Raw genomic sequence first — 20,542 nt, 5'->3', positions numbered from 1 at the left:
TGCGCCCATGCGCCGCCAGCCTCGCAAGCTGTGCCCGGGCAGCAAGCTGATGGTGCCGCTGGATGCCCTGCGTCCCACCCAGATCACGGTAGGCGGCTACCATGTCGCGCAGAAGGTCCATGTCACCCGGCGCGTGCCGCCGGAGGACCGCGCCGCGTTCCTGGACCGGCACCGCGTACACCTGGTGATCGGTCCGGAACAGGCCCTGTACGTGGTCGACCACCATCACTGGGTGCGCGCCTGGCACGATCTCGGGCTCACCCATGTGCCGGGCGTGGTGCGCGCCGACCTGAGCGACATGAACCTGCCGGCGTTCTGGCGCCACATGGTGGCCGAGCACATGGTCCACCCTTACGACGAGCACGGGCGCCGCCGTCCGCTGACGGAACTGCCTGCCGGCGTCCATGACATGCGCGACGACCCGTATCGCAGCCTCGAGGCTTTCGTGCAGCTGGCCGGCGGCTATCGCAAGGTCAAGACCGCCTATATGGATTTCCGCTGGGCCGACTATTTCCGCCGCCACGTGGCGGGCCCGTTCGACACCCCGCATCACTTTGCCATCGCGCTGGCGCAGGCGTTCCGGCTGGCCCACGCCGCGGGCGCGCGCGGCCTGCCCGGCTACATCGGCCCACTGGGGTGCTGAGCCGGTTCAGTTGTCCTGGCCTGCTGCTATCGGCCAGGCCAGGCCACGCTATTGCGCGCCGGATACCGCCGCCGGCGCGCTGGCGGACTCGGCCTGCGGCATGCCAAGCTCGTCGGTGGCCGCCTGCGGCGCGGGCCGCTCCGCGGGCGGCTCGGCGCGCTCCGCGCTGACCGGGCCGGCGCGCGCGACGGTGATCATCTCGCGCAGCCAGTTGACCAGCAGGCTGCTGTAGCCGCGCTGGCTTTCCTCTTCCGTCAGGCCGTGGTCGGCACCCTTGATCACGCGGTAGGTCATGGAGTTGGCATGCACGCAGGCATCCACGTAGCTCATCACCGCGGCGTGCGGCACCACCTGGTCGTGCTCGGATTCGATCACCAGCACGTCGCCGGCAAATTCCGCGCAAGCGCGCAGGGCGCGGTTGCTCTCGGGCGGCACCACGCTGCGCCGGTAGGCCACCAGGTCCTGTTCGCGATGCAGCTGGCGCTTGGGCAGTTCCCAGCCCGAGTCCATGTACAGCGCCGGCGCGCGGAACGCCATCCAGCGCACCTGGCGCAGCGTGCTCAGCAGCGCAGCCAGGTAGCCGCCGTAGCTGCTGCCCACCACCGCGATGGCGTTGCGGTCCACTTCGGGCTGGCGCACCAGCACATCGTAGGCGGCCACCACGTCGGCCAGGTTGCGCATGCGGCTGACCGTCTCGTATTGCGCCTGGGTGCCGGCGTGCCCGGTCAGGTCGAAGGTCAGGCAGACGCAGCCCAGCCCCGCCACCTTGCGCGCGCGGGCCAGGTACTGCTGCTGGCTGCCGCCCCAGCCGTGGACAAACAGCACGCCCGGCAGCCTGGTTTGCGGGCTGATCAGGGTGCCGGCAATGGTGCCGCCTTCGCTTTCTATCTGCAGCAGGTCTTCATGCGTTGCCATCGGATTCAGGCTCCAGTCGTGCGTATTTAGTCAACGGACCGGCGTGCCGGTCCTCTCCCTGGAAGTAGATCTCGGCGTCGTCCGGCACGCGCACGCCCTTGCCATAGACCTCGCGCGTGGCAGCCACCGCGCGGGCGCGGCGCGGATCCTCGCGCAGCGCGGCCAGCGCCGCCAGTTCGGCGCCGGTCGCGCCGCCCACCCGCCAGGACTGTTCCAGCACGCCCCCAAGCACTTGCCCGTGGCCGGCGCTGCCCGCGGGCGAGCCGAAGGCGACGTCGTAGTTGCAGCGCGACAGCACCATGCTCCCGGCATCGCCATAGCACGCGAGCGCGGCTTCGTGGTACACCATCGCGGCCCGCACCGCGGCCAGCGTGCGGGCGTCGAACGGGTGCTGCAGCAGCGCCTCGAGGCCGCCGCGCACCATTGTCAGCGTCGAGCCGCCATAGACCTTCTGCCCGTGGTTGTTGGCAGTGAGCCCTTGCGTGCCGCAATAGCTGGCCCGCAGGCCCGCCAGTTCCACCTGCCCCACGCTGTAGGTCTGCGGCGCATCCAGGTCGCGCTCCGCCACCAGGCCATGGGCTTCCACCACGTCGGGCGCCATCGCGGCAAGTGCCTCGTCCAGCGAGCGTTCGTCGTGGACCACGCGCTGGCCCAGCCCGCCGACGCCGTACGGTTCTTTCAGCCGTACCGGCCCCAGCGCCAGCAGGCGCATTGCCGCAATCCGCGCGTCGCCGAGCGTGAAGGCGGTAAAGCCCGGCAGGGTAGCGCCCACCACGCGCCGCACAAAGTCCTCGGACCAGCCCCGCGGTGCTGCCGCGCCGGGCGCCACCAGGCCGTGCGTGATCGCCTTGGTGGCCACGAAGGCGTAAGGCACCACCCCGCCAAACAGGTCGCCCGCGTCCCGCACGCCGAGATCCTGGGCCAGCATGCGCCCCACCAGCGTCTGCGCGGGCACCAGGTACGGCACAGGCAGCCCCGCATCAGGCGCGGCGTAGGCGCCTGCGAAGGTCAGACCCGCAATGTCGGCGACCTTGCGGGCAATATTGGCAAGGGTCGTGCCATGGTGGCTGTCGGCCTTGCCCAGGGTCTCGCAACCGTAGACCATCACCGCGCGGCTGCGCGCCGGCGGGTTGCCCGGGGCGGCGCGCTTTTGATTCGTTGCCTTGCTCGGTTCGGACACGGGCGGCTCCTTGCTGGTGGCTGTCCCTCGATGGGGTGGGAGGGGCCGCATGGGCTAAGAGCTGGGTACCACGGTGGGTGAGCGGCTCCCGGCGTCGCTGCCGTCCAGCCGGCGCCCGCGCGCTGCGCGCGCCTGCCGCTTGGCGGCGTGGTTCTCGCGCGCCTCGTCCAGCGAATGGCTCGACTTGATACCGTCTTCCTTGTCAGCCAGCTCGGCCAGGTGGCGATAGAAGGTCACCAGCTGGCGCAGCTCTTCCTCGTCCAGGTCTTCGATCGACACCAGCATATTGCTGGCTTCGCGGTGCGAGGCGAGCAGTTCATTGAGCTTCAGGTGGACCGCGACCGCGTCCTTGTTCTGGCTCTGCTGGATCAGGAACACCATCAGGAAGGTGACGATGGTGGTGCCGGTGTTGATGACCAGTTGCCAGGTCTCGGAATAGGAAAACAATGGGCCGGTGATGGCCCACGCGGCCACCACGCCGACGGCCAGCACGAATGCGACGGGCGATCCGGCCTGGCGCGTGGCGGCGCCGGCGAAGCGGTCAAAGGCATGCAGCACGCCGGAATGCTTGCCGGACCCGGGTCGATGGTCAATGGCTGGCGGGATTGGGCTGGAATTGTTCATTGTTGGCGCTCCCACAGAGGGTGGCTGTTTGTGATTGGCGTCATTTGGTTGGTTTATGGCGCTTGGCGGGTGTGGCTTTATTGGCTTGGCGGTATGCGGTCGCTTATCGTCCTTGGCGGGCGTGGCTGTTTCGCCGGCGTAGCCGGCGACCTACTTTCTGTCCGAGCGACAGAAAGTAGGCAAAGAGCGCGTCGCCTATGCGGCTGGCAATCAATTACGCGGCGTCGGTCATATGGGCGGCGGTGCTTGCCGTTTGGATGTGGTCGCGGTTCGACCCTGCTACCGCCATGTGAGTCAGGGACAGTGCCTGCGATAACCGGCTTTTGAACGATCCCCAAGTCGGGCGGTGGCCCGCGCTCTCAAGCGATATCGCATTAACGCCTTCGGCTGCGCTCCGCGCAAGCGCCCAATGACCGTCAGCGCATTTTGAGCCTGCGTAGCAGCCGTAGGCGTTCTCGCGATTCGGCTGGCAGCAGGCGGCCTACGCCCTGCATGGGGATCGTTCAATAGTGGGTTAACGCAGGCACTGGCACACACTCACATGGCGTAGCAGGGTCGAACGGGCACCCACGCCTAACGGCAAGCACCACCGTGCGAACCACCAACACCGTGAAATTAGATTGCCAGCCGCACAGGCGACGCGTTTTTTGGTTACTTTTTGTCGCTCGGACAAAAAGTGACTCGCCGGCTACGCCGGCGAAACAGCCACGCCCGCCAAGAACGACATGCGACCGTATGCAGTCTAGCTAAGTGCCATCACCCCAAACTCCCCATCACCTCCTCCTCTCATCCCAAGGGTCATACCGATCCGCCTCCCAATAAGGCGAAATCCCGTAATACTGGTGAATGCTGGTAGCCCACTGCGAATCCGCCATGCTGGGCCAGTGGTCCTTGTCAAACCCCGGCGCGGCCTTGAGCCGATCCCTTTCAACACCAAGCACAAAACACTTGCGCCGCGTATCGAGCGTCAGCGCCGACCACGGCAAGGCGAAGAGTTTTTCACCAATGCCAAGGAAGCCGCCCATGGCCAGCACTGCGTAGGCCACGCGCCCGCCCAGCACGTCGATCATGATGTGGTCGATGGTGCCGATATCGTCGCCGGCGGGGTCAACCACCTTGTTGCCCTCGAGCGTGTCGGCTGCCATCACGAATGGGCCAGGGCCCGGGGAATCGCGGTCGATGCCGCCGACGATGGATGCGCCGTGCGGCGGCCGTTCTTCAGGGGGTTCAGGTTGGACTCGGGTCATGGCTATCTCCGTTTGGCGGGCCGCGGCGCGGGGCCCTGGGTAGGGTCCCGCCGCGGCACCTGGACTCAGGGTTGCGGAAATGCGCTTCAGCGCTTGCTGGCCGACCCCTTGCGCTGGCCTGCCGGCTTGGCGCCCACGGGCTGCTCTTCACTGCCCCGTTTGAGCTTCCAGTCGACATCGTCGCGCGCGGTCTGCGTCTTCTTCTCGGCGTGCATGGCTGCGCTCGGCGAGATCGGGTCGCTGGCCGGGAACGTCATCTCCAGCGAGTCGTCCACGGCGGCCTGGTAGGTCTTGGCTTCCTTGCCCCGTTGCTTGTCGCCTGCGGCGGCCTTGCTGCCTGCACGGGCCTTGCCCGCGGATGGCCCGCTCATGCGGGCAGCCCGGGACTTGTCGGATTTCGCGCCGGACGGCTTGTGAGCAACCTGCGCGGCCTTGTCGGATTTGCGGCTGGCTTTGGGCATGGTTGTACCCTCCTTGGTTGGGTCATTCATCCATGCAAGGCGCGGGCCAGAAACGGGAAAAGACAGGAGCGTGGCGGGGGAGCGGTGCGGGCGCTGCCGTGACGCCGCAGGTATGGCAAGTGCAACCACGGCCGGCCGGCAAGCGCTACGCGTAGCGCACGCGACAGGCCGGTAAAAACTACATGGATGCGCGGCGCCGCGTCAGGCGCTCATGTGGCGCGGGAACCTGACGGCGATGCAGACCCTGATCCGGTCGTTATCGCAGCCATCGCTTTCCGCGCTCAGCGCCGCCCCGTGCATTTCGACCATGCGGCGCGTCAGCAGCAGCGCGCTGCTCTGCCGGGCCGGGGTCGCGCCGTCCGGCGCCGCCCGGCGCCCGAAGAAATCGGTCAGCGCGGCCAGCCGGCTGGCGCTGCGCTGCTGGTCCAGCGGCGGGCTCTCGGTGATGCGCAGCTTTACGTGATCCGGCTCGCTCAACACCTGCACGGCGACCGTGCCGCCGGCCGGCGCGCGCCAGATGCAATGCACCAGCAGGTGCCGCAGCAGCGGGGCCAGCCGCTCGGCGTCGCCATCGATCAGATAGGCCGATTCGGACGAGTCGGCGGCACCGTCGGTGGCGACCGGCGACAGCAGCACGCCACGGGCTTCGGCAGTGGTACGCCGGTCGGCAATGGCCTGGGCCGTGAGCGCCAGCAGGTCCAGGCGCTGCCAGCGCGGTGCGCTCTCGTCGGCCAGCAGCCGCACGGCCTCTTCCATCTCCTCGATCAGCGCCAGCTGCTGCTGCATGCCGGAGCGAATCCCGTCCAGCGCGCGCTGCGCGGGCGCCGGCGTGGCATCGAAAGCACGGTCCAGCACGTAGGCCCAGCTCTGGATGGCGTTCAGCGACGAACGCAGGTCATGCGCCGATTGCTCGATCAGCGCGCTCACCTCTTGCACGCTGCGCACGGCGCCGGCCGGCGAAGAAAGCGGAGCGTCCGGCATCGCGGATTGCGGGGGTTGCTGCGTCATGTGCGGCTCGGCATTGGCACGTCCCCGGCCGGATTGGCCGGGTTGGATGCGTTGGAGGAAGCAAGAAACGTGCTGCACAGGGCGCTGCGGCCCACTGGCACGGGCCGATCCCCGCAAACGCAGGCGCTGCCTCACGCCGTCAGCCGGTAGCCGACGAACCGGTGTCGTTGCGCGAGGCGCGTAGCCACTCGGGCAATTCGCCGCGGGCGGCATAATCTTCCAGCCGGTTGTACAAAGTCTTCAGGCTGATGCCGAGGATCTCGGCCGCGTGCTTCTTCACCCCCGCGCATTGCTCCAGCGTGGCGAAGATCAGCTGCCGGTCGGCATCGGCCAGGGACATGCCCACCGGCACCGACACCACCGCCGCGCCCGGCGCCTGCGTGGCCGCGACCTGCAGCGGCACCTGCACTTCGGTGATGAGGTCGTCGTCGGACATGATGAAGGCGCGCTGCACGAAGTTGCGCAGCTCGCGCACATTGCCGGGCCAGGCGTGCAGGCGCAGGCTGTCCAGCACATTGGGCGCGAAGCGGCGCCGGGTGCCCTGCTCGGCATTGAGCTGGTCCAGCATCAGGTTGGCGATCTGGATCACGTCGTCGCCGCGCGCGCGCAGCGGCGGCAGTTCTACCGGGAACACGTTCAGCCGGTGGAACAGGTCCGCGCGCAGCTTGCCGTCGGCCACCGCATCTTCAGGGTTGCGGTTGGTGGCGGCCAGCACGCGCACATCGGCATGGCATTCGCGGTTGGTGCCCACGCGCATGAAGGTGCCGGTCTCCAGCACGCGCAGCAGCTTGACCTGCAGCTCGGCGGGCATCTCGGTGATCTCGTCCAGGAACAGGGTGCCGCCGTCGGCGCGCTCGAAATAGCCCTTGTGCTGGCGGTCCGCGCCGGTAAAGCTGCCGCGCTCGTGGCCGAACATCTCGCTTTCGATCAGCGTGGGCGAGATCGCGCCGCAGTTGACCGCCAGGAACGGCTGGCGCCGCCGCGACGAGAGCTCGTGCACGGTCTGCGCGGCCAGTTCCTTGCCGGTGCCGCTTTCGCCGATCAGCAGTACCGTGGCTTCAGTCGGGGCCACGCGCGCAAGCTGGTCGTAGACCACCTGCATCACTTCGGAACTGCCCATCAGCCGGCCGAAACGACCGTAGCGGCGCAACTCACCGCGCAGCGAATGGATCTCGGCGCGCAACTCGCCGGTGGTGGCCAGGCGCCTGAGCACGGTCTGCAGCCGCGCCACGTTGATGGGCTTGACCAGGTAATCGGTGGCACCGGCGCGCAGCGCTTCGACCGCGCTTTCCACGCTGGCATAGCCGGTCGTGAGGATCACTTCGACGCCCGAGGCGCCAACCTCGTCGAACAGCTCCATGCCGTTGCCGTCCGGCAGGCGCAGGTCCGCCACAATCGCCTCCGGCATGCGCCAGCCGATCTGCAGCCGTGCCTCGCGCAGGGTGCCCGCCGTGGCGGAGCTGAAGCCTTCCATGGCCACGATCTCGGCTAGCGCGGCACATGCGTTTTCGTCGTCATCGACAATCAGGATGTGGGGCATACGATCCGTCAGTGAGACCTATTGGAAACTTGGGCGAAATCCGCTGGCGCCTCCGTTCGCGGGCCACGGCGGTCATGCTGCCGGGCTCGGGCACGCCTGCCGCCACGCTCCATGCAAGGCGTGGCGCGACAGGCACAGGGGCGGCACGGGTTTCGACTGCGACATTGTCAGTCGGTTGCACAAGTCCACTGCGTAATGCCAGTCTAAGCGCGGGCAGGCACGGTCGTTGCCGGTGTCCGTCTGACACAGCTGTCGGATGTTTCCGCGCGGGCTCAGACACCTATGGCAAGCCCCTGCGCCAAAGGCTAGCATAGGAACTTCTCACGACAAGCCCGCCCCCGACCGAGGCCTTCATTGTGCCCGTGACCGCCAGCACATCGCGGCGCACCAACGCCGCTCTCTCTGGCCAGCCCGCCAGCCACGCCGCCAGCACATCCGAGCCGGCGCGCGAGCCAGCGCCGCGCCGTGCCATACCCTCGCAGGTCTCGCTGCTGTGGGAAAGCGCGTCGCCCGCCATGCAACGCCTGCTGGCCCAGATCGAGCGCGTGGCGCCCACCGATGTCACCATGCTTGCGGTAGGCGAAAGCGGCTCCGGCAAGGAAGTGGTGGCGCGCGCGGTGCATGAGCGCAGCGCGCGCCGCAAGGGCCCCTTCATTGCGGTCAACTGCGGCGCAATCCAGCCCACGTTGATCGAGTCAGAACTGTTCGGACACGAGAAAGGCGGCTTTACCGGCGCGATCGAGCAGAAGGCAGGCTACTTCGAGCAGGCTCATGGGGGCACGCTGTTTCTCGACGAAGTCACTGAAATGCCGCTCGATATGCAGATCAAGTTGTTGCGGGTGCTGGAAGGCCGCACCTTCCACCGCGTCGGCGGCGACACGCCCATCGCCACCGACGTGCGCATCCTGGCAGCCACCAACCGCGACCCGGTCGAGGCAGCACGTGCCGGCCAGTTGCGCGAAGACCTGCTGTACCGGCTGGCCGTGTTCCCGCTGCATATCCCGCCGCTGCGCGAGCGGCCCGACGATATCGTGCCGCTGGCACGCCACTTCCTGGCCGAGTACAACGCCATGGAGCGCACCGACAAGGCCTTCTCGGCCGCCTCGCTGGAGCGGCTGGTGCGCTATGACTGGCCGGGCAATGTGCGCGAGCTGAAGAACGCCGTCTACCGCGCCTTTATCCTGGCCGACAAGGTCGTGGAGATCGGCAACCCCAACCTGGCCACGCAGCCGCCGCGGCCCACCACGGTGGACGGCGTGGTCAGCGTGCGCGTCGGCACCACGCTGGCCGACACCCAGCGCGAAATCATCATGGCCACGCTGGCGCGCTTTGACGGCGACAAGCGCCAGGCCGCGCGCGCGCTCGGCATCAGCCTGAAGACGCTGTACAACCGGCTGGACGCCTACCGCTCCTTGTAAGGCCGCGGCGCAGCCAGCGCGCGCGACAGGGCCTCGATCGCCAGCGGCTTGGTCAGGTAGGCATGGAAGCCGGCCAGTTCGCTGCGCCGCTGGTCTTCGGCAGTGCAGCGCCCGGTCAGCGCCAGGAACTGCACCGCGTGCGGGGCGCACGCCTGGCGCAATGCCGGCAGGACTTCAAAGCCCGACATGTCGGGCATTTCCAGGTCGAGCAGCACGCAATCCGGGCGGAATTCGGCAACCAGGTCCAGTGCCTGCTGGCCGCCATGGGCCGCGCGCGCCTCATGGCCGAGCAGGCCCAGCAGCTCGGCCATGCTGTCGGCCGAATCGGCATTGTCATCCACCACCAGCACGCGGCGCCGCGGCACCGGCCCCGGCGGCGGCGTGCCGGCCTCGCGCCGGCGCGCGCTGACGCGCGGCAGGATCACGGTGAAGGTGCTGCCCGTGCCCGCGCCACCGCTGTCGGCCTGGATCGCGCCGCCGTGCGCTTCCACCACGGCCTTGGCCAGTGCCAGCCCGATGCCCAGGCCGCTGCGGCTGCCGGCGTCGGCCTCCTGCGCGAACAGGTTGAAGATGCGGTCCAGCGCCGCCGGCGCGAGACCCCGGCCAGTATCCGACACGGCGGTGATCACGCGCGCTGACTCCACGCTCACATGCACGCTGACGGTACCGCCGCGCGGGGTGTACTTGACCGCATTGCTGAGCAGGTTCAGCAGCACCTGCCCCAGCCGCGCGGCGTCGGCGCGCACATAGGGCGAGCTTGCCGGGAGCGCCAACACGAGCCGCTGGCCGGCGGCTTCCAGCACCGGGCGGATTGCCTCGATGCTGGTGGTTACCACGTCGTTGTACGAGGTGGGCGTCAGCTCCATCTTCAGCTTGCCGGCGGTCACGCGGCCTACGTCGAGCAGGTCGTTCACCAGCCGCTCCAGCTGGTGCAGCTGGCGGTCGATGATCCCGGCGCAGCGGCGCACGCGCGTGTCGGCATCCGGGGTCAGCTCGATCACTTCGACCGCGTTGCGCACCGCCGCCAGCGGATTGCGCAGTTCATGCGCCAGGATGGCCAGGAACGATTGCAGCCGGCGGCTGCCGGCTTCCAGCATTTCCAGCCGCAGCGCATCGCTCAGGTCGCGCACGGTCCACAGCAGGCTGGTCGGGCAGCCGGCGGCGTCGCGCACCAGCACCATGCGCGTATGGCAACGCACCACCGAGCCGTCCTTGCGTGCCACGCGCTCTTCGCCGGCCCACTGGCCGCAGGCGCGCGCGGCTTCCAGCGCCGCGCGGTCGCGCCCCGCGGCGGCATCCTGGCGGGAATAGAGCAGTGCCAGCGGCTGGCCGACGGCTTCGGCCTCGACATATCCGGCCAGCGCCTGCGCGCCGACGTTCCAGCTGCGGATGGTGCCGTCCAGATCAAGTTCGCACACCGCGGTGCCGGGCAGGTTTTCGGCCAGCAGCCGCATCCGGGTATCGGCCAGCCGGGCATGCTCGGATGCGGCCTGCTGCACGGTAATGTCGCGGCACGACACGATAAAGCCGGCGGCCTGGCCTGCCGCGGACTCCACGGACGAGGCATCGCCATGCCTGGCCGCCACGTCCGGCCCGTCGGCAGCACCAATGGCCCGCATGAGGCAGGACGCCTGCAGCAGGCTGCCGTCGCGCCGCACGCGCCAGCCCTGGTCGCGCGCGCTGCCTCCGAGTGCGGCCGCCTGCAGCCATTGCTGCGGCAGGCCGGCAGCGACATCGTCAGGACGATGCAGGCAGGAAAGGTGACAACCGGTGATTTCCTCGGCGCTGTAGCCGAACACGCGCCGCGCGGCATCCGGCCACATCGCAATGCACCCGTGCGCATCGGTCTCGAACACGGCGCAGTCTTCCACCGCGTCGAGCAGGCGCCGGTACTGTGCCGCCAGCAGGAGGCCGGCATCGTCCGCCAGGGTGCCGTCCGGATCGCCGACGGGTGACGTACGGACGCCTTTTGCCGCATGCGGCTCGGACATGTGCACACCTTCTGTGTGATGGGGTGAAGACAGCAGGCCCCGTGCGCGCGCGGCCTGGCGCCGCCGCGCTGCGGAGGGCCGAATGCCCGCAAATGCGGGCATTCGAGTCAATGATAGGTGTTCTCGGCGCATGCGCCACCCATGTGCGCGGCACCGGACACTAGCGCCTGTGCCGCAACTGGTACACCGCGGCAACCGCGGCGGAGGCGCCCACCACCAGCGCAGTGGCCAGCATCGGGTGCCGCGCCGTGGTGGTGTAGGGACAGGAGTGCAGCGCGTGGTGGCTGCCGCTGCGTTCCTGCAGGCCGCTGCCGCTGCCATACAGCGCGTTGTCCTCGAGCGGGCCCGCGGGGTGGGCCGTCTGTTGCGCGCGGCCCATGAAGCGGCGCATGAAGCGGTCGAAGGTGTGCGGCGCGTGGTACGCCGCGGCCGAGAACGCCTTGGCGGCCGCACCAACGAAAAGCTCGCGGCGCGGGTTCGCGGCGGCAAACAGGATCGCGTCGGCCGCCAGCGCCGGGTCATACAGCGGCGGCGGCATGCGCGGCTCGACATCGAGGAAGTTCTTGGCGTGCATCGCCAGCGGCGTTTCCAGTCCGGCAGGCTTGATCAGCGTCACGCTGACCGGCGCCTGCTCCTGCTCCAGTTCCAGCCGCAGCGAATCGGTAAAACCCTTGATCGCGTGCTGCGAGGCCGCGTAGGCGCTTTGCAGCGGCAGCGGGCCGTCCGCCGCCTCGCTGCCCATGTTGATGATGGCGCCGCCGTGCTCGCGCAGGTGCGCGGCCGCCGCCAGCGAGCCATGCACGGTGCCCCAGTAGTTGGTATCGAACAGCCGCCGCTGGTCTTCCAGCGGCACGTCGCAATGGCGGCCGAAGATAGTCACGCCGGCGTTGTTGATCCAGGTATCGAAGCCACCGAAGCGCTCGATCGCAGCCTGCGCCACCTTGCCAACCTCTTCATGCTTGCCGACATCGGCCACCACGGTGATGACTTCATTGCCATGCTCGCGCAGCTCTTCGGCCAGCTGGTGCAGCGAGCCCTCGCTGCGCGCCACCAGCACCAGCCGCGCGCCCTGCTGCGCCGCCTTGCGCGCCGTCACCAGGCCCACGCCGCTGCTGGCACCGGTCAGGACGATGACCTGCGAGCCAATGTTCTTCAGGGTTGGTTTCATCGCCGCTTCTCCTCGGGGAGGCCCGGCACGGTGCCGGGCATGCCGCTGGGGAGTCGCAAGGAGCGTTCCTGTCCGGGGCGGCCCTGGCTGGCGGCGCCGCGGCAGGCGGGCTGCCACAGATTTACAACACCCGGTAAGAACCACATGGCGCGGCGCGCGCATGGGGCTGCCGCCGGGCGCTGTAGGACGGGCGCCGATTTCAGCGGCGGCATGTGCTGCCTAAGCTGGATACATCCCACCTAACCGGCGACAGCCATGGCCAAGACCACGCGACCGACAGCGCCAAAGGATCCAGGCAAACGCCGCGCCGCGGCAAAAGGCGCCGGCAAGCCCAGCGGCAAGCGCGCCAGCACGGCCCGCCCGGCGGCACGCGGCGCGCCAGCCGCCAAGGCCGCTCCCGCCGCGCTCGATAAGTACCGCCGCATGCGCGACTTCGGCGCCACGCCTGAGCCCAGCGGCGCCGCGCGCACCCGCGGCAAACCGCGCAAGCGCGCCGGCGAGCTGTCCTTCGTGATCCAGAAGCATGCGGCGCGTCGGCTGCACTACGACGTTCGCCTCGAACTCGGCGGCGCCCTGAAAAGCTGGGCCGTGCCCAAGGGCCCGAGCCTGGACCCGGCCGACAAGCGCATGGCCATCCATGTCGAGGATCACCCGCTGGACTATGCCGGCTTCGAGGGCGTGATCCCCGCCGGCCACTATGGCGCCGGCACGGTCATCGTCTGGGACCGCGGCACCTGGTTGCCGGTGGGCGATGCCGAGGCCGGCTACCGCGCCGGCAAGCTGAAGTTCGAGCTGCGCGGTGAAAAGCTGCACGGTCACTGGACCCTGGTGCGCATGCACGGCAGCCGGCAGAAGGAGCAGGACGCCTGGCTGCTGATCAAGGAGCGCGACGAGACCGCCGTGCCGGCATCGGAGTTCGATGTGGTCGAGGCCTTGCCGGACAGCGTGCTGGGCGGCACGCAGCGCAAACCCGCGGCAAAGCGCGCCAAGTCCGCGCAGCCGCCTGACGAAGCCGCACCAGATGCACACGGCACGGCGAAGTCCCTGAAGCCGCCGCGCGGCGCGCCGCGCGCGGCCTTGCCGCTGGCGCTGGCGCCGCAGCTGGCCACGCTGGTGGAGCAGCCTCCGTCCGACGCGCAGGCGTGGCGCTACGAGATCAAGTTCGACGGCTACCGGCTGCTGGCCCGCATCGACGGCAAGGATGTGCGCCTGTTCACGCGCCAGGGCAACGACTGGACCAGCAAGCTGCGTGTGCTGGCGCGCGACGTCGGCACACTCGGCCTGCCCGACGGCTGGCTCGATGGCGAGATCGTGGTGCTCGGCAAGCATGGCGCAACCGACTTCCAGGCGCTGCAGAATGCCTTCGATACCGCGCGCGTCGAGGGCATCCAGTATTTCGTGTTCGACCTGCCCTACTTTGCCGGCCATGACCTGCGCAAGCTGCCGCTGGTGGAGCGGCGCGCCCTGCTGCGCCGGATCTTCGCGCACAACACCTCGCCGCGCCTGCAGTTCAGCGAGGACTTCGAGGCCGGCCCTGCCGACATGCTTGAGGCAGCCTGCCGCATGAAGCTTGAAGGCGTGATCGGCAAGCGCGCCGACGCCGCCTATGTCAGCGCGCGCACCAGTACCTGGATCAAGCTGAAATGCACCTTGCGCCAGGAGTTCGTGGTGGCGGGCTTCACCGACCCGAAAGGCAGCCGCGCCGGCATCGGCTCGCTGCTGCTTGGCGTGCACGACAGCGGCGGGCGGCTGCGCTACGCGGGCAATGTCGGCACCGGCTTCGACACACGCACGCTGGGCGCGCTGCGCACGCAACTGGACGCGTTGCGCGCCGATTCCGCGCCCTTTGAGAGCGTGCCGGCAGGCGTGAAAGGGCACTGGGTGCGGCCAAAGCTGGTGGCCGAGGTCTCGTTCGGCAGCTGGACCCGCGAGGGCCGCGTGCGCCATTCCGTCTTCCACGGCCTGCGCACCGACAAGCCCGCGCGCGCGGTGTCGGTGGAGCGGCCGGCAACGCCGGCGGCCAAAGGCAAGCCCGCGGCAACCACGGCAAAGCATGCCGGCACACGGCCGAAGGCCGCGGCAAAGCGCACCACCGCCGCCGGCGGCAAGGTCGCGATCAGCCATGCCGAGCGCGTCATCGACACGGCATCCGGCCTGACCAAGGGCGACCTGGTGCGCTACTACGAACGCGCCGCGCCGCTGATCCTGCCGCACCTGCGCGGGCGACCGATCGCGATGGTGCGCGCGCCGTCGGGCGTGGGCGGCGAGCAGTTCTTCCAGCGGCATAGCGACACGCTGCGGGTCGACGGCCTCAACGTGCTCGATCCGGGCCTGTGGCCGGGGCATCCCGCGCTGCTGGAAATCGCGTCAGCCGAAGCCCTGGTGGCCGCGGCACAGCTCAACGTGGTGGAGTTCCACACCTGGAACGCCAGCAAGCGCAGCATCGACCGCCCCAACCGCATCATCTTCGACCTGGACCCGGGCGAAGGCGTGCCCTGGGCACAAATGCAGGAAGCCGCCGCGCTGATGAAGGCGCTGCTCGATGAACTCGGCCTCGCCAGCTTCCTGAAGACCAGCGGCGGCAAGGGGCTGCACGTGGTGGTGCCGATCACGCCGCGTGCCGGCTGGGACGAGGTGAAGGCGTTCGCGCATGACGCGGTGCGCCATGTCGCCGCCACCGTGCCGCAGCGCTTCGTGGCCAAGAGCGGTCCAAGCAACCGCGTTGGCAAGATTTTCATCGATTACCTGCGCAATGGCATAGGCGCCACCACGGTGGCGGCATTCTCGGCGCGGGCACGCCCGGGGCTGGGGGTATCGATGCCGGTGTGGTGGGAGGAACTCGATAGCCTGCAAGGCGCCGCGCAGTGGACCGTGGCCAATGCCGGCCCGAGGCTCGACGCCGTTGCGGCCGACGACCCATGGGCGGACTACGCCGAAACCCGGCAGGCGATCACGCGCGCCGCGGCGCGACTGGCACGCGCCCGATAGCCTCCCGTTCCCGCCGGAAATCCGCAGCAGAAGCCAAGCGGCACATTTCTTGCCGCATCCCGGTCATGGCACACGGCCCGGCACACCCGCCGCGTGTGCCTCGTTGCACTGCTGCCAGTGCAGCAACGACATGGAGACGTGATGATGAGCCAACTCAGGATCGCCGCGAAGATTCGAGCCGCCGCTGCCGCGCCACGCAACCGGCGCGCCTTGCGCCACCTGCTGGTTTCCTGCGCGATGCTGTCCTTCGCCGCCAGCCCGGTGCAGGCACGCCTGCCGGCACCGACGCCCGAGCAGCAGCAGGCCGCCGAAGCCAAAAAGACCAAGGAAGCCGAAGCGGCCAAACAGCAGGCCGAGGCATTAAGCCGGGTCCAGGACCGGATCGCTGCGCGCTTTGGCAAGGGCGCCACCGGCGGCGGTACTACCGAGCCCGGCAAGATCCCGCAGAAAGCTGCCGAAGCGGCCGGCTCGGCCGGACCGCACGGCGGCACCTCCCCCAGCGCCGAAGCGCATGGCGGCGAGGCGGCCCGCCGCTGAAGCGCGACGCCACGCGGTTGCCGCGCTGCGTGCCGGGCGACGCCTGCCCGGCACGCCTCTTGCCACTCTGCCAGCGCAACAGCCTGGCAAAGACCGCAGGCGTGCTGATGCATAAGGGGGAATGGCGATGGACGACTTCTGTGCGCATGTAATAACTACAACCGGCAGCCGCGCCGGCGCGGCAAAGCTTGCAAGCGGTGCGGCGCGGCCGGCGCGGTTTTACACGGCGCCGCCGCGGACCATCCCGGGCCCTGAGCAGACCTCCGCGCGGGCGCGCAAGCGCCTGTCAGCGTGATGCCATGACGCCGCATGCCGCCAACCCGGCCCCGCTGATCCTGAATGTCGATGACCGCGAGGGGCCGCGCTACGTCAAGAGCCGCATCCTCCATCGCGGCGAGTATTCCGTGATCGAGGCCGCCACCGGCCATTCGGCGCTGTCGCTGGTGCGACAGCATGCGCCGGTGCTGGTCCTGCTGGCCTCACGCCTGCCCGATATCAGCGGGCTGGAAGTTTGCCGGCTGCTCAAGGCCGATCCACAGACCGCGCACACGCTGGTGCTGCTGACCTCGCCAGGGCTGGCGCAATCGCGCCAGCGCGTAGAGGCGCTGAACTGCGGCGCCGACGGCTACCTGGTCGAGCCTGCCGAGCCGGAAGAGGTGTTGTCGAGCATCCAGGCGCTGCTGCGGCTGCGCGGGGCCGAGGACGCCTATCACCGCACCTCGCGGGCACTGCATGAGCATGAAGACATGTTCCGCCAGCTGGCTGAATCGCTGGCCGACGTGGTCTGGATCCTCGACCCGGCCGAGCCCCGCTTGCTGTTCGCCAGCCCCTCGCTCGCCACGTTGTGCGGCCATGCGCCCGAGCAGCTGACGCAAGAGCCGCGCCGCTGCCTGGAGCGCGTGGCGTCGGCCGACCGTGCGCGCGTGGAAGCGGCGTTCGCCAGCATGCTGAGCGATGGCAGGCTGGACCTCGAGTTCCGCCTTGCGCGCCCGGACGGCGAGCTGCGCGATATCCGCGCGCGCGCGTTCCCGGTACGCGGCGCGGAAGGCCCGCCGGCCGACGACCGCACGCCGCCGTTGCGCATTGCCGGCACCTGCCAGGACGTGACGCTGCAAAACCGTGCCGGCCGCGCGCTGCACGACGAGGAACGGCGCAAGGACCAGTTCCTGGCCATGCTGGCGCACGAACTGCGCAATCCGCTGGCGCCGCTGCGCAGCGCCGCGGACCTGTTGCAGCAGCTCTCGCCCTCGCGCGAGGACATGTTCCGCGCGCGCGACATCATCGGCCGGCAGCTGCACCACCTGACCCGGCTGGTGGACGAGCTGCTCGACATCTCGCGCTTCAACCAGGGCCGCATCACGCTGCGCGAGGACCTGGTGGAACTGCGCACCGCGCTCAATACCGCGGTGGAAGCCGTGCGCCCCACGATGGACGCCTGCGGCCATACGCTGCGCCTGTCGCTGCCCGAGCAGCCCCTGCCGGTACGTGGAGACCTGGTGCGCCTGACGCAGATCTTCAGCAACCTGCTGCAGAACGCCGCGGCCTACACGCCCGCCGGCGGCCAGATCTTCGTCGATGCCAGTCTTGAGGACGGCGCGGCGGACACCGCGCCCGATGCCGCGTCCGGCGCCCGCGTCACCGTGCGCGTGCGCGACAACGGCGCCGGCCTGTCCGAGGCACTGCAGCGGCAGCTGTTCGACCCGCTGGCCCCGCGCGACGACGGCACCCAGCCAGAACCGCCGCGCAGCGCGTTCCAGCAGGACGGTCCCGGCATCGGCCTGACGCTGGTGCAAAAGCTGGTGCGCCTGCATGGCGGCACCATTCGCGCCGACAGCCCCGGCCCCGGACAGGGCAGCACCTTCACGGTGACGCTGCCGGTGGAGCCGTGGCAGAAGTGGCACCCAGGCTCCGGCCGCGCCGCGCCGCACCGCGGCATACCCCGCCGGATCATGGTGGTGGACGACAACCCTGACGCGCTCGAGGCCATGATGATGACGCTGCAGACGCTCGGCCATACGGTGGTGACCGCCGCCGACGGCCCCAGCGCGCTGGCGCGCGCCACCGATGCCCGGCCGGAGGTGGTGCTGCTGGACCTGGGCATGCCCGCCATGGACGGCTTCGAGACCGCGCGCCGCCTGCGCGCGCTGCCCGAGATGCGCGGCGCCACGCTGGTGGCGCTGACCGGCTTCGGCCAGCCCGAGGACCGCCGCCGCGCGCTGGAAGCCGGCTTCGACCAGCACCTGGTCAAGCCGGCCGACCTGGACGCGCTGACACGGCTGCTGGACGCACTCAGCGCGGACCATCCCTAGCGCGATGCCGATGCCAGCCGCCGCTCCCATCCACCCTTGAACAAGGAAGCTCCGTGCATACCACGCCCGATCCCGACATCCCGCCGCGCAAGCCTGAAACCCCACCGCCGGAACCTCCGCCGGGCCCGCCCGAACCGGTGGCAGACCCGCCTCCGGGCGATCTGCCGCCCCCGCCGCCGCAACGTGCCCGTGCGGCTGGCAAAGGAGCCCTCACGTGTCACGCATCATCTGGAAAGGCGCCATAACCTTTGGCCTGGTCAATATCCCGGTGGTATTGCGGCCCGCGTCGCGCAGCCAGACGCTGGACCTTGACCTGCTCGACGTGCGCGACATGGCGCCGGTGGGCTACCAGCGCATCAACAAGAGCACCGGCAAGCCGGTCGACAAGGAGCATATCGTCAAGGGCTACCAGTATGCCAAGGACGAATACGTGCTGCTGAACGAGGAAGACTTCCGCCAGGCTAATGTCGAGGCCACGCAGACGGTGGATATCGTCAGCTTTGTCGACGCGCAGAGCATCCCGCCGTACTACTTCGACACGCCCTATTACCTCGAGCCCGACAAGCGCGGCGAGCGCGGCTACGCGCTGCTGCACGAAACCATGCGCCGCACCGGGCGTGCCGCGCTGGCGCTGGTGGTGCTGCGCGCCCGCCAGCACCTGGCCGCGATGCTGGTGCACGGCGACGCGCTGGTGCTCAACACCATGCGCTTTGCCGACGAGGTGCTGCCCATCTCCGAACTGCGCCTGCCCAAGGCGGCCACCGGCAAACCTACCGGCGCGCATGCGCGCGAGATCGAGATGGCCACCAAGCTGGTCGAGGACATGAGCGAAGACTGGGAGCCGGAACAGTACCGCGACAGCTATCGTGACGACCTGATGGCGCGCATCGAAGAAAAGATCGACTCCGGCAAGACCCACCAGCTGACCCCGCCTGCGGAAGAGGAAGAAGCGCCGCGCCAGGGCGCCAAGGTCATCGACATGGTGGCGCTGCTGCGCCAGAGCCTGGGCCAGCGCGGCAAGGAAGACAAGGAAGACGCCACGCCCGCGCGCCGCAAGGCCCCTGCGCGGCATGCCGCCGCCAGGAAGCAGCCGGCTGCCAAGCGGGCTGCGACCCCGCCTGCCAAGCGCGCCAGCACCGCCGCCAAGACCAAGCGTGCACCGGCCAAGCGCGAGTCGCACGCGCCGGCCGCGCGCAAGAGTTCAAGCACTACGCGCAGGAAGCACGCGGCTTAGGCAGGCGGCCAAATTCCGATTGCGTTCTCCCTCTCCCGCGCGCGGGAGAGGGGAGCAAACCCTCAGCATCGAACAAACCCGCTTACCGCGATGACACCTTCAGGTTGTCATTGACCGACGTCACGCCCTCGACGCTGCGGATCGCGTCGAGCGCCACGTCGTGCTGCTGCTGGCTCGGCACCGTGCCGCTCACGTCGACCGTGCCCTGCCTGGTTTTCACACGGATGCCGGTGGACTTGAGGTCCTTGGTCGTGAGCAGCTTGGTCTTGATCCTGGTGGTGATGGCACCGTCCTCGACGGCCCGCTTGGCCTTGTCGGCGCTCACGTCCGGGGCGGCGCCCCGGTCAGGGTCGGCACGGCCGGGCATGCCCGGCGCGGAATTGACGGGTGCCACAGGGGTATCGTCGGCCGCAACCAGGATCAGGCCGCTCTTGTCGAGCGCCAGGGTGTTGCCGGCCACCGCCAGCGCTGCAGCAACACAGGCCATCCGCACGGCGCGCGCGGGGATTCGGGAAAAACGCATGGCTGCCTCCTGTTTCGGGTCACCAGCGCATCCGTTGCCGGCCTTGCCTGGCACGCGGAACCACTGGTAAGGCATATTTGAGCAAGCTCCATACCTGCCAGCCAGGCCGCACCAGGCGTCCGCGACCGTATCCAGGGTGTGTAAATCGGGCCGCCCGTTGTAAAAGCGCCCGCCGCGTGATGTGCTGCATTCCCCGCTACAGGCCATTGCTGGCGGCACCCGGGTCCTTCCATGCTTGGCATGGCGATTGCGAAACAGGGAATGCGGCAGTTCGCCGCGTCAAGGAGCTAGCAATGGGACAGCAGCAACAGCCGGGTCAATCGCAGTCGGGCCAGAAGCCGCAGGAACAGAAGCAGCAGGAACAATCTGGCCAGCGCGGCAGCCAGCAGCAGCCGGGACAACAACAAGGCGGCGGTCAGATGGGTAACCAGGACCGCAAGCAGGACCAACAACAGCAGCAGGATCGCGGCAGCTCGCAACCGGGCCAGCAAAGCGGCCAACGCAGCGGCCAGCAAGGCGGCCAGGGCGGGCAACAGGGTGGCCAGCAAGGCGGACAACGCCAGCCGTAAGTAAGCCGCACCAGCCACGACAACAGGCAGCTTTCCGGGTATGTGCGGCAGCAACATGCGGTGCGGCCGCAGGGGCATACGCCGGAGATTGACAGGCCGGGACTCCCGCAAGGGGGCTCCGGCCCTTTTTGCGGCAAGCGCAGCGGCATGACCCCGCGCACATCGCCCCGCATCCCGTGTATGCTGG

At 69.2% G+C, this 20,542-nt stretch carries 17 protein-coding genes; 6 read left to right on the top strand and 11 right to left on the bottom strand.

The window, feature by feature from the left end; translation table 11 throughout:
- Positions 1-7: 7 nt before the first annotated feature.
- Entirely contained in the window at positions 8-643 is a 636-nt protein-coding gene (locus AC3WLE_RS08385) for a ParB-like protein (RefSeq protein ID WP_492357329.1), read from the top strand.
- Positions 644-691: 48 nt separating this feature from the next.
- On the opposite strand, the gene AC3WLE_RS08380 is transcribed toward AC3WLE_RS08385, so the two are convergent.
- From AC3WLE_RS08380 to AC3WLE_RS08350, 7 genes are all read right to left on the bottom strand, one after another.
- Positions 692-1,558, bottom strand: a complete 867-nt coding sequence (locus AC3WLE_RS08380) for an alpha/beta hydrolase family protein (protein ID WP_492353434.1) — start codon at positions 1,556-1,558, stop codon at positions 692-694.
- On the bottom strand, positions 1,545-2,738 hold the full coding sequence (locus tag AC3WLE_RS08375; RefSeq protein ID WP_492357330.1) for a DUF3182 family protein: 1,194 nt from the start codon (positions 2,736-2,738) through the stop codon (positions 1,545-1,547). The genes AC3WLE_RS08380 and AC3WLE_RS08375 overlap by 14 nt, the downstream gene beginning before the upstream one ends.
- 54 nt (positions 2,739-2,792) lie before the next feature.
- A complete protein-coding gene (locus AC3WLE_RS08370) occupies positions 2,793-3,362 on the bottom strand; it encodes a low affinity iron permease family protein (protein ID WP_492318335.1) in 570 nt (189 codons plus the stop codon).
- A gap of 773 nt (positions 3,363-4,135) precedes the next feature.
- Complete coding sequence (locus AC3WLE_RS08365) at positions 4,136-4,609, bottom strand: PRC-barrel domain-containing protein (protein WP_010810663.1); 474 nt, start codon at positions 4,607-4,609, stop codon at positions 4,136-4,138.
- 86 nt (positions 4,610-4,695) lie between these two features.
- Positions 4,696-5,070 carry a hypothetical protein gene (locus AC3WLE_RS08360; protein WP_492318334.1) on the bottom strand — a complete coding sequence of 125 codons (375 nt, stop codon included), beginning with the start codon at positions 5,068-5,070 and terminating at the stop codon, positions 4,696-4,698.
- Positions 5,071-5,271: 201 nt separating this feature from the next.
- Positions 5,272-6,078, bottom strand: coding sequence for a sensor histidine kinase (locus AC3WLE_RS08355; protein WP_492318333.1), 807 nt, complete (start codon positions 6,076-6,078; stop codon positions 5,272-5,274).
- A gap of 139 nt (positions 6,079-6,217) precedes the next feature.
- The gene (locus AC3WLE_RS08350; protein WP_492318332.1) at positions 6,218-7,618 is read right to left on the bottom strand and encodes a sigma-54-dependent transcriptional regulator; all 1,401 of its coding nucleotides are present in this window, start codon (positions 7,616-7,618) and stop codon (positions 6,218-6,220) included.
- 356 nt (positions 7,619-7,974) lie between these two features.
- Here AC3WLE_RS08350 and AC3WLE_RS08345 point away from each other — a divergent pair, with 356 nt between their 5' ends.
- A complete protein-coding gene (locus AC3WLE_RS08345) occupies positions 7,975-9,036 on the top strand; it encodes a sigma-54 interaction domain-containing protein (RefSeq protein ID WP_492318331.1) in 1,062 nt (353 codons plus the stop codon).
- On the opposite strand, the gene AC3WLE_RS08340 is transcribed toward AC3WLE_RS08345, so the two are convergent.
- A complete protein-coding gene (locus AC3WLE_RS08340) occupies positions 9,021-11,027 on the bottom strand; it encodes a PAS domain-containing hybrid sensor histidine kinase/response regulator (protein WP_492357331.1) in 2,007 nt (668 codons plus the stop codon). The two genes, AC3WLE_RS08345 and AC3WLE_RS08340, sit on opposite strands and share 16 nt — an antisense overlap.
- Positions 11,028-11,187: 160 nt before the next feature.
- Positions 11,188-12,195 (bottom strand): SDR family oxidoreductase, encoded by a 1,008-nt coding sequence (locus tag AC3WLE_RS08335; RefSeq protein ID WP_492350783.1) that lies wholly within the window; start codon positions 12,193-12,195, stop codon positions 11,188-11,190.
- Between the two features lie 255 nt (positions 12,196-12,450).
- Between AC3WLE_RS08335 and ligD the strand changes: the two genes are divergently transcribed.
- The 4 genes from ligD (at position 12,451) to ku (ending at position 19,263) form a co-directional block, all read left to right on the top strand.
- On the top strand, positions 12,451-15,183 hold the full coding sequence (gene ligD / locus AC3WLE_RS08330) for a DNA ligase D (protein ID WP_492357332.1): 2,733 nt from the start codon (positions 12,451-12,453) through the stop codon (positions 15,181-15,183).
- A gap of 141 nt (positions 15,184-15,324) precedes the next feature.
- Complete coding sequence (locus AC3WLE_RS08325) at positions 15,325-15,720, top strand: hypothetical protein (RefSeq protein WP_492318327.1); 396 nt, start codon at positions 15,325-15,327, stop codon at positions 15,718-15,720.
- A 299-nt stretch (positions 15,721-16,019) separates the two neighbouring features.
- Positions 16,020-18,029 carry a response regulator gene (locus AC3WLE_RS08320; RefSeq protein WP_492350785.1) on the top strand — a complete coding sequence of 670 codons (2,010 nt, stop codon included), beginning with the start codon at positions 16,020-16,022 and terminating at the stop codon, positions 18,027-18,029.
- Positions 18,030-18,243: 214 nt separating this feature from the next.
- Complete coding sequence (gene ku, locus AC3WLE_RS08315; RefSeq protein ID WP_492350786.1) at positions 18,244-19,263, top strand: non-homologous end joining protein Ku; 1,020 nt, start codon at positions 18,244-18,246, stop codon at positions 19,261-19,263.
- A gap of 82 nt (positions 19,264-19,345) precedes the next feature.
- On the opposite strand, the gene AC3WLE_RS08310 is transcribed toward ku, so the two are convergent.
- Positions 19,346-19,786, bottom strand: coding sequence for a BON domain-containing protein (locus AC3WLE_RS08310; protein WP_492350787.1), 441 nt, complete (start codon positions 19,784-19,786; stop codon positions 19,346-19,348).
- A 287-nt stretch (positions 19,787-20,073) separates the two neighbouring features.
- The gene (locus tag AC3WLE_RS08305) at positions 20,074-20,412 is read right to left on the bottom strand and encodes a hypothetical protein (RefSeq protein WP_492350788.1); all 339 of its coding nucleotides are present in this window, start codon (positions 20,410-20,412) and stop codon (positions 20,074-20,076) included.
- Positions 20,413-20,542 lie beyond the last annotated feature (130 nt).

This window comes from Cupriavidus sp. FW306-1B-F12B (assembly GCF_058781795.1).
Note: the sequence above shows the minus strand (reverse complement) of the source record. Positions and strands in the feature narration are given on the sequence as shown.